Origin of the sequence: Flavonifractor sp., from assembly GCF_019422385.1 — a bacterium.
Taxonomy (GTDB): Bacteria; Bacillota; Clostridia; order Oscillospirales; family Oscillospiraceae; genus Flavonifractor; species Flavonifractor avistercoris.
Genome location: NZ_JAHZDL010000099.1, coordinates 1 through 8,466, shown reverse-complemented (window position 1 = coordinate 8,466; position 8,466 = coordinate 1). Strand labels below are relative to the sequence as shown.

7 protein-coding genes are annotated in these 8,466 nt (G+C 67.1%); all 7 read right to left on the bottom strand.

Going from position 1 to position 8,466, the window contains the following annotated elements; genetic code table 11:
- On the bottom strand, positions 1-1,131 hold a 1,131-nt coding region (trmFO, locus tag QZ378_RS11230), incomplete at its 3' end, for a methylenetetrahydrofolate--tRNA-(uracil(54)-C(5))-methyltransferase (FADH(2)-oxidizing) TrmFO (RefSeq protein WP_291258327.1).
- A gap of 21 nt (positions 1,132-1,152) precedes the next feature.
- Positions 1,153-1,770: a flavodoxin family protein gene (locus tag QZ378_RS11225; protein ID WP_291258326.1), complete on the bottom strand. Its 618-nt coding sequence runs from the start codon at positions 1,768-1,770 to the stop codon at positions 1,153-1,155.
- A 27-nt stretch (positions 1,771-1,797) separates the two neighbouring features.
- Positions 1,798-4,161: a type I DNA topoisomerase gene (topA, locus tag QZ378_RS11220; protein WP_291258325.1), complete on the bottom strand. Its 2,364-nt coding sequence runs from the start codon at positions 4,159-4,161 to the stop codon at positions 1,798-1,800.
- Positions 4,162-4,213: 52 nt separating this feature from the next.
- Entirely contained in the window at positions 4,214-5,443 is a 1,230-nt protein-coding gene (gene dprA / locus QZ378_RS11215) for a DNA-processing protein DprA (RefSeq protein ID WP_291258324.1), read from the bottom strand.
- A 30-nt stretch (positions 5,444-5,473) separates the two neighbouring features.
- Positions 5,474-6,232 (bottom strand): RNA methyltransferase, encoded by a 759-nt coding sequence (locus QZ378_RS11210; RefSeq protein ID WP_291258323.1) that lies wholly within the window; start codon positions 6,230-6,232, stop codon positions 5,474-5,476.
- A gap of 2 nt (positions 6,233-6,234) precedes the next feature.
- Positions 6,235-6,888, bottom strand: a complete 654-nt coding sequence (locus QZ378_RS11205; protein WP_087236018.1) for a TrkA family potassium uptake protein — start codon at positions 6,886-6,888, stop codon at positions 6,235-6,237.
- A gap of 32 nt (positions 6,889-6,920) precedes the next feature.
- A complete protein-coding gene (locus QZ378_RS11200; protein ID WP_191379839.1) occupies positions 6,921-8,303 on the bottom strand; it encodes a potassium transporter TrkG in 1,383 nt (460 codons plus the stop codon).
- Between the last annotated feature and the right edge of the window lie 163 nt (positions 8,304-8,466).

Here is an 8,466-nt window from a genome sequence, read left to right as displayed (position 1 = left end):
GGCGGTCTCCTGGGGGAAGTCCACGGGGGGCTTCCCCTCCAGCCGCCGGGCCAGCTCCACCGCCGCCAGGAAGCCGGAGGCGGTGGACTCCACGTATCCCTCCACGCCGGTGATCTGCCCGGCGAAGCAGATGCGCGGCTCCTTTTTCACCCGGTAGTAGCGATCCAGCAGCCGGGGGGAGTCCAGGTAGGTGTTGCGGTGCATGACCCCGTAGCGGACGAACTCGGCGTTTTTCAGGGCGGGGATCATGGAGAACACCCGCTTCTGCTCCGGCCACTTCAGGTGGGTCTGGAAGCCCACCAGGTTGTAGATCGTGCCGTCGGCGTTGTCCCGGCGCAGCTGCACCACCGCGAAGGGCTCCTTCCCCGTTCTGGGATCCCGCAGGCCCCGGGGCTTCAGCGGCCCGTAGCACAGGGTCTGCTTCCCCCGGCGGGCCATGACCTCCACAGGCATGCAGCCCTCGAAGACGCTCTTGTCCTCGAAGCCGTGAACCTCCGCCTCCTGGGCGGCACACAGCTCCGTCCAGAAGGCGTCGTACTCCTCCTCGGTCATGGGGCAGTTGATGTAGTCCGGGGTGCCCTTGTCGTAGCGGGAGGCGAAAAAGGCGGACTCCATGTCCACGCTCTCAAAGGTGACCAGGGGTGCGGCGGCGTCGAAGAAGTTCAGGTAATGGCTCTCGGGAAAGAAGTCCTTGATCGCCTCGGCCAGGGTGTCGGAGGTGAGGGGGCCGGAGGCCACGATCACGTTCCCCGACTCCGGCAGGGCGGTGACCTCTCCCTCCGCTACCGTGATCAGGGGGTGGCTGCGCACCTTCTCCGTGACGGCCCTGGCGAAGCCGTGGCGGTCTACCGCCAGGGCGCCCCCCGCCTCCACCCGGTGAGCGTCCGCGCAGGACAGGATCAGGGAGCCCATGCGGCGCAGCTCCTCCTTCAAAAGGCCCACCGCGTTCTCCAGCTGGTCGGAGCGCAGGGAGTTGGAGCACACCAGCTCCCCGAACCAGGGGCTGTGGTGGGCGGGGGTCATCTTGGCGGGCTTCATCTCCCGCAGCTCCACGGGGATGCCCCGCTCTGCCAGCTGCCACGCGGCCTCCGAGCCCGCCAGGCCCGCGCCGATTACGATAACCGATTCCATGGGTTCCTCCTCCAATTGGGTTCAGCGGATGAAGTTAGTCCGCTGGAACGCCTCCTTCTCCGGCAGGCCGTACCGCTCTCTGCCCAGGGCAATGCTCTTCACCAGGAAGGACATGTTGCGGGCCAGGGTGCGCATGGTCTGCAAGCCCTCCGCGTCCTGGCGGGCCTCGCCGGCCTCCCGGCCGTGGATGCTGTTCCAGTACTGGCTGGAGGCCACCGGCATGCCGCTGATGGTGAAGAACTTGTTCAACTCGTCAAAGGCTGCCGACAGGCCGCCCCGGCGGGCGGCCACCACGGCGGCCCCCACCTTCATGGTCTTGTCAAAGGGGGTGGAGTAGAACAGCCGGGTCAGCAGGGCCACCAGTGTGGCGTTGGCCGAGGCGTAGTACACCGGGCTGCCCACCACCAGGCCGTCGCAGGCCTCAAACTTGGGGGAGAGCTCATTGACGATATCGTCGAACACGCACCTGCCCATCTCCGCACACCGGCCGCAGGCGATGCAGCCCCGGATGTCCCGGTTCCCCACGTGGATCAGCTCGGTCTCCAGGCCCTCGGCGGCAAACACCTTCTCCATCTCCTCCAGGGCGGCGGCGGTGTTGCCGTGGGGCCTGGGGCTTCCGTTGAGCATCAGGATTTTCATGGTCTCTCCCTTTCTCCGCCGCCGGGCTTACTCCGCCGGGGTCTCCCCGGCCGGAGCTTTTTGGGCGGCGGTCTTTTTTGCGGTGGTTTTCTTCGCGGCGGCCTCCTTTTTGGCCGGGGCCTTTCTGGCGGCGGTTTTGGTCGCCGCCTTCTTGGCGGGGGTCTTTTTCGCCGTGGTCTTCTTGGCCGCCGTCTTTTTGGCGGGCTTCTTCTCCTCCACCGGCGGCTCCCCCTCTGCCGGGCTCTCCGCCGCGGCGGTGGCAGTCTTTTTCCGGTAGCCCCGCTGATCCTCCGGCAGGAAATTGGGGCACTCCGGGTTGATGCAGAAGGGCTTCTTGAAGCCCCGGCCCGACTTCTTGAACAGGGTGTGGCCGCACTCGGGGCAGGTCTCCTTCACCGGCACATCCCAGGTCATGAAGTCGCACCGCTTGGACTCGTCCTTGTTGGAGTTGTTCTCACAGCCGTAGTAGGCGTACCCCCGCTTGGAGGTCTTTTTCAGGATCTTGCCGCCGCACTTGGGGCACTTGCCCGGCATCTCGATGACGATGGGCTGGGTGTGGTCGCACTCCGGCCAGCCGGGGCAGGCCAGGAACCGGCCGAACCGGCCCGACTTGTACACCAGGTTGCGGCCGCACTTGGGGCAGATCACGTCGGACACCTCGTCGGGCACCTTGATGCGCTCCCCGTCCAGATCCTGCTCGGCCTGCTGCAGCTCCTTCTCAAAGCCGCCGTAGAACTGGCCCAGCAGGCTTTTCCAGTCCACCTTGCCGGTCTCCACCTCATCCAGCTGCTCCTCCATATTGGCGGTGAAGGCGGTGTCCACGATGTCGGTGAACTTGTCCTTCATCAGTCCGGTGACCACCTCCCCCAGGGGGGTGGGGCGGAGGTTGCGGCCCTCCTTCACCACGTACTCCCGATCCAGAATGGTGGAGATGGTGGGGGCGTAGGTGGAGGGGCGTCCGATGCCCTTCTCCTCCAGGGCCTTGATCAGAGTGGCCTCGGTGTAGCGGCTGGGGGGCTGGGTGAAGTGCTGCCCCGGGGTGAGGCCCTTCAGCTCCAGGTTCTCCCCCTCCTTCAGATCGGGCAGGGGGGACTGGAAGGCCTCCTCCTCCTCATCCTTGCCCTCCACGTACACGGCGGTGTAGCCGGAGAACTTGAGGGCGGAGTGGGTGGCCCGGAAGGTGTATCCCGCGGAGGCCACCTCGATGGACACGCTGTCGTACACGGCGGAGGCCATCTGGCAGGCCAGGAACCGGCTCCAGATCAGCTTGTAGAGCTTGTACTGCTCGGCGGTGAGGGACTTCTTCACGTCCTCCGGCGTCAGGTTCACGTTGGAGGGCCGGATGGCCTCGTGGGCGTCCTGGGCGCCGGACTTGGTCTTGTACACCCTGGGCTTGCCGGGGTAGTAGTCCTCGCCGTACCGGGACAGGATGAAGTCCCGGGCGGCGGCGGTGGCCTCGTCGGACAGGCGGAGGGAGTCGGTACGCATATAGGTGATGAGACCCACGGTGCCCTCCCCCTCGATGTCCACGCCCTCATAGAGCTGCTGGGCGATGGACATGGTGCGCCGGGGGGTCATGTTCAGCTTGCGGCTGGCCTCCTGCTGGAGGGTGGAGGTGATGAAGGGGGGCGCCGGGTTGCGCTGCTTGTCCTGGCGCTTCACGCCGGTGACGGTGAAGGGGGCGGCCTGTACCGCCTCCATGACGGCGTTGACCTCCGCCTCGCTGTTCAGCTCCACCTTCTTCTCTTTTCCGTAGAAGCTGGCCTTGAACTGCCCCAGGTTGGGGGCGATGCGGGCCAGATCCGCGTCCAGAGACCAGTACTCCTGGGGGACGAAGGCCTTGATCTCCGCCTCCCGTTCACACACCAGCCGGGTTGCCACCGACTGCACCCGCCCGGCGGACAGGCCCCGGCGGATCTTCTTCCACAGCAGGGGGGAGATCTGATAGCCCACGATGCGGTCCAGCACACGCCGGGCCTGCTGGGCGTTGACCAGATCCATGTCGATGGCACGGGGATGGGCGATGGAGTCGTTGACCACCTTCTTGGTGATCTCGTTGAAGGTCACCCGGTAGGTCTTGTCGTCGGGAATGTTCAGCATTTCCTTCAAATGCCAGGAGATGGCCTCCCCCTCCCGGTCCGGGTCGGTGGCGAGGAAGACCTTGTCACTCTTCTTGGCGGCCTTTTTCAGGTCGTCAATGACCTCCTCCTTTCCCTTGATGGGCTGGTAGTCCAGGGCAAACCCGTGATCCACGTCCACGCCCAGCTTGCTCTTGGGCAGGTCGCGGACGTGGCCCATGGAGGCCTTCACCTCGTAGCCGGGGCCCAGATATTTTCCGATTGTCTTGGCCTTCGCCGGGGACTCGACGATCACCAGATTCGATTTTGCCACAGTACGATACTCCTTACGTGATGATAACGCGCCAGCGGGCGCGGAACAGACGCTATTGGGTCTCGGGGAACCGGACGGCGGCGGTGAACCGCCGGCCGGGCAGCTCGGTGAGGTATCCCCCCGCCTGGAGCAGGGTGAGGGCGGTGTTCACCCGCCGGGCGGGGATCTCCGTGCGGCCCACGATCTCGTCGGGCACCAGGGCCTTATCGCTGAGCAGGAAAAAGATCTGACGCTGCTCATCCCCCATCTGCTCCAGCTCCGACCGGGGGCGCAGGGGCAGGGCGTCCTCCCTCTCCTCCTCCGGCTTGGGCCCGGGGGCCGGACGGGCGGGCCCGGCGGGCCTGGCGGCCGCCAGGCGCTCCCGCTGCTCCCCCGGCGTCAGATGGGGGGCCTGCCGCAGCTTATGGGGAAAGCGTCCGGAAAATTCCACCAGAATGTCCTGGGCGGAGCGGGTCAGCTTGGCCTCGCCCCGGGCGATCAGGCCGTTGGTGCCCGCGCTCATGGGCGCGTCCGCCGGCCCGGGGACGGCGAACACCTCCCGGTTCTGATCCAGGGCCCGCCGGGCGGTGATCAGGGTGCCGCTGTGCTCGGCGGCCTCCACCGCCACCACGCCCACCGACAGCCCGCTGAGAATCCGGTTGCGGATGGGGAAGCGCCATCCCTCCGAGGCGGTACCCGGCGGATTCTCCGACAGGACGCAGCCGGCGGCCATCACGTCCTCGTACAGCCCCCGGTTCTGGGGCGGATAGGGCACATCCACGCCGCCGGCCAGCACCGACACCACCGTGCCGCCGCCCTGGAGGGCGCCTTTCAGGGACGCGGCGTCCACCCCCTGGGCCAGGCCGGAGATCACCAGGGCGCCGGAGCGGGCCAGCTCCAGGCCCAGCCTCCCCGCCATGTTCACCCCGTAGGGGGTGCAGTCCCGGGAGCCCACCATGGCAATGGCCAGCTCCTCGTCAAACCGGGGCAGCTTTCCCTTCCCATAGAGCACCAGGGGATAGTCGTGGAGCTGGCGCAGCCGCTCGGGATAGGCCGCGTCCTGACAGGTCACCAGGAAGATGCCCAGCCGGTCGCAGTCGGCCAGGATGTGCTCCGCCCCGGCCAGGGACTTGTCCGCCAGGGAGCGGCACAGCCTGCCCGGCAGCTGGAGCAGCTCAAACTCCTTCTCGTCGGCAAAGTACACCGCCTCCGCCGTGCCGAACCGGCGCAGCAGGGCCGCGGCCGTCTCGGGGCGGAGCCCCTCCCGGCCGGTGAGCCACAGGAGATAGGGTAAGGTCGCCATGGTTCTGCCTCCCTTTTCCCACGGAGGGGATCAGCGCCAGCCCTCCCACAGCACCACGGCGGCCGCCGCCGCGGCGTTGAGGGACTCGCACCGCTCCCGCATGGGGATTTTCAGCGTCTTTTCGCAGGTGTCCAGCACCGCCTGGGATACCCCCCGACCCTCGCTGCCGATCACCACGGCGGCCCTGTCCAGAGGGATCTCCCGCACGTCCGACGTGTCAGACCGCAGGGCGGTGGCGTAGAGGGGCATGCCCGCCCGGGCCAGCAGGGCCCTCAGCCCGTCCAGCTCCGCCTCCCACACGCTCAGGCGGAAGCAGGCCCCCATGGTGGCGCGCACCGTCTTGGGGGAGAACGGCTCGGCACAGCCGGGCAGGAGGAACAGCCCCTCCGCCCCGAAGGCGTCGGCGGTGCGCCAGATGGTGCCCACATTGCCGGGATCCTGCACCCCGTCCAGCACCAGGTACCGGCCGGGGGACAGCGCCTCCGGCGGCGTCAGGGCCGGGGTACGGCACAGGGCCAGCATGTTCTGGGGGGTGTCCACGGTGGACACATAGGCCAGCAGCTCCGCCGGCAGCTCCACCACCTGGGTGTGCGCCGGCAAGTCGGCGGGGGCGGGGGTTCCCTCGGCCGCCGCCAGCAGCTCCACCTGAGCGCCCCAGCGCAGGGCCTCCCCCACCAGCTTGTCCCCCTCGCAGAGGAACAGCCCCTCCGCCCGCCGGGCTTTCTTATCCGTGCCCAGCCGCCGCAGGCGGGTGATCAGCGGGTTGCGGCGGCTGGTAATGCGCTCCATGCTCACAGCTCCTGGAGGCGGTTGATGTCCTCGGTGCGGCCCAGGATCACCACCGCGTCGCCGCTTTCCAGCCGGAAGGAGGCGCCGGGGGCCACCGTGAGGGCCTCCTCCTCCCCCCGGCGCACGGCGATGATGGTCACCTTATGCCTGGCCCGCACGTCCAGCTCCTGGATGGTCTTGCCGCTCCAGGACTTGGGGATTTTGGTCTCCACAATGCCGTAGTCGTCGCTGAGCTCGATGAAGTTAAGCACGTTGGAGCTGGACAGACCCTGGGCCAGCTTGACGCCCATGTCGTACTCGGGGAACACCACCCGGTCGGCGCCGATCTTCTCCAGGATCTTCCGGTGGATGTCGCTCTGGGCCTTGCAGATCACCCGCTTGACCCCCAGCTCCTTCAGGTTCAGGGTGATGAGGGCGGAGGTGCCCACGTCCTCACCCACCGCCACCACGGCGCAGTCGTAGTTGCGCACGCCCAGGGCCCGCAGGACGGCGGGATCCCGGGCGTCGCCGGCCACCGCATGGGTGACCTTATTGGCGATCTCCTGGACGTAAGACTCCCTTTCGTCCAAGGCCAGCACCTCGTGGCCCAGCTCGCTGAGCTCCAGGGCCACGGCACTGCCGAACCGGCCCAGGCCGATGACAACGAAGGTTTTCATGCTTGCACGTTCCTTTCCTGTGTGACGGCCGGTCAGCCGATCATGACGTTGATCTCCGGGTAGTGGAGCTTGGCCGGCCTCCGCTTGCCGGTCATAAGCGCGATGGAGAAGGACAGGATGCCCACCCGGCCCAGGTACATCAATACAATCAGGATGCTCTGGGAGATGCGGGTCAGCTCCGGCGTGATGCCGGTGGTGAGGCCCACGGTGCCCATGGCGGAGGCCACCTCATAGGCGCAGTTCAGGTAGGGCAGGCCCTCCACCGTGGAGATCACCATGGAGGCGATCAGAAACACAAAGAGAACCACCAGGGTCAGGGTCATGGCGTTGAGCACCTGGCCGAAGGGGATGGCCCGGCCCCGGAAGGTGACCTGCTCCCGGCCCCGCAGGTTGGCCCGCAGAGCCAGCAGCAGCACCGCCACCGTGGCGGTCTTGATGCCGCCGGCGGTGGAGCCGGAGGAGCCGCCGATGAGCATCAGGATGGTGGACATGGCCTTGCTGCTCTCGCTCAGCCCCCCCTGGCCGATGGCGTCAAAGCCGGCGGTGCGGAGGGTCACCGACTGGAACAGGGCGTTGAGGGCCTTTTCCCACACGGGCATGTCCCCCAGGGTGGCCGGGTTGTGGTACTCCTCCAGGAAGAAGAAGGCCGCGCCGCCCACAATCAGGAGGCCGGTAATGAGCAGCACCATCTTACTGTACACCGACAGCCTGCCCCAGCAGCGGGCCCGCAGGATGTCCTCCCAGACAAAGAAGCCCAGGCCGCCGATGGCGATCAGCGCGGCGGTGGTGCCCAGCATGATGGGGCTGTCCTGATAGCCCGCCAGGCTGGAGAAGGCCCCGAAGCGGCCCCCCAGCAGGTCAAAGCCCGCGTTGCAGAAGGCGGAGACCGAGTGGAACACCGCCCGCCACAGCCCGCCGGCCAGGCCGAAGTCGGGCACCAGCCGGAGCGACATGAGCACCGCCCCCGCCCCCTCCAGCAGGAAGGTGCCCATCAGGGCGTGGCGCACCACCCGCACCACCCCGTCCATGCTGTCCAGGTTGAGGGTGGACACCATGATAAGCCGCTCGGACAGGCCGATGCGCCGGTGAAGGGCAAAGGAGATGAGGCTCACCACCGTCATGAAGCCCAGCCCCCCCAGCTGGATCATTGCCAGGATCACCACCTGCCCAAACAGCGTCCACTGCGTCCAGGTGTCCACCAGGATCAGCCCGGTGACGCAGCTGGAGGAGGTGGCGGTGAACAATCCGGTAAAAAAGCCGGCGCTCTGCCCGTCCCGGGAGGCGATGGGCAGGGTGAGCAGCAGGGCGCCCACCAGAATGATGATGGCGAAGGAGGCCGCCACAATCCGGGTGGCGTTGAGGCTCCGGCCCCGGACAAACCCGTTCCGCAGCCAGCGGGCACATCGTTTCAGCACGGTGAGATCCTCCTATGTGAAGGTAAAAACAAATTGACGCAGAAAAGCATGCCGAAGAAGGGGGTCTCCTTCGGCATGCTGCTGCGGATTTAGTCCAGGGGTTTCATGGTGGGGAACACCCCTCCGGTCTCTTCATCCGGTTTCATCACGGCCTGACGTGTTG

Coding starts and splice junctions, on each gene's coding strand:
- QZ378_RS11225 (WP_291258326.1), bottom strand. CDS start 1,770: ATGAAAATCCTGATGCTCAACGGAAGCCCCAGGCCCCACGGCAACACC.
- dprA (WP_291258324.1), bottom strand. CDS start 5,443: ATGGCGACCTTACCCTATCTCCTGTGGCTCACCGGCCGGGAGGGGCTC.
- QZ378_RS11210 (WP_291258323.1), bottom strand. CDS start 6,232: ATGGAGCGCATTACCAGCCGCCGCAACCCGCTGATCACCCGCCTGCGG.
- QZ378_RS11205 (WP_087236018.1), bottom strand. CDS start 6,888: ATGAAAACCTTCGTTGTCATCGGCCTGGGCCGGTTCGGCAGTGCCGTG.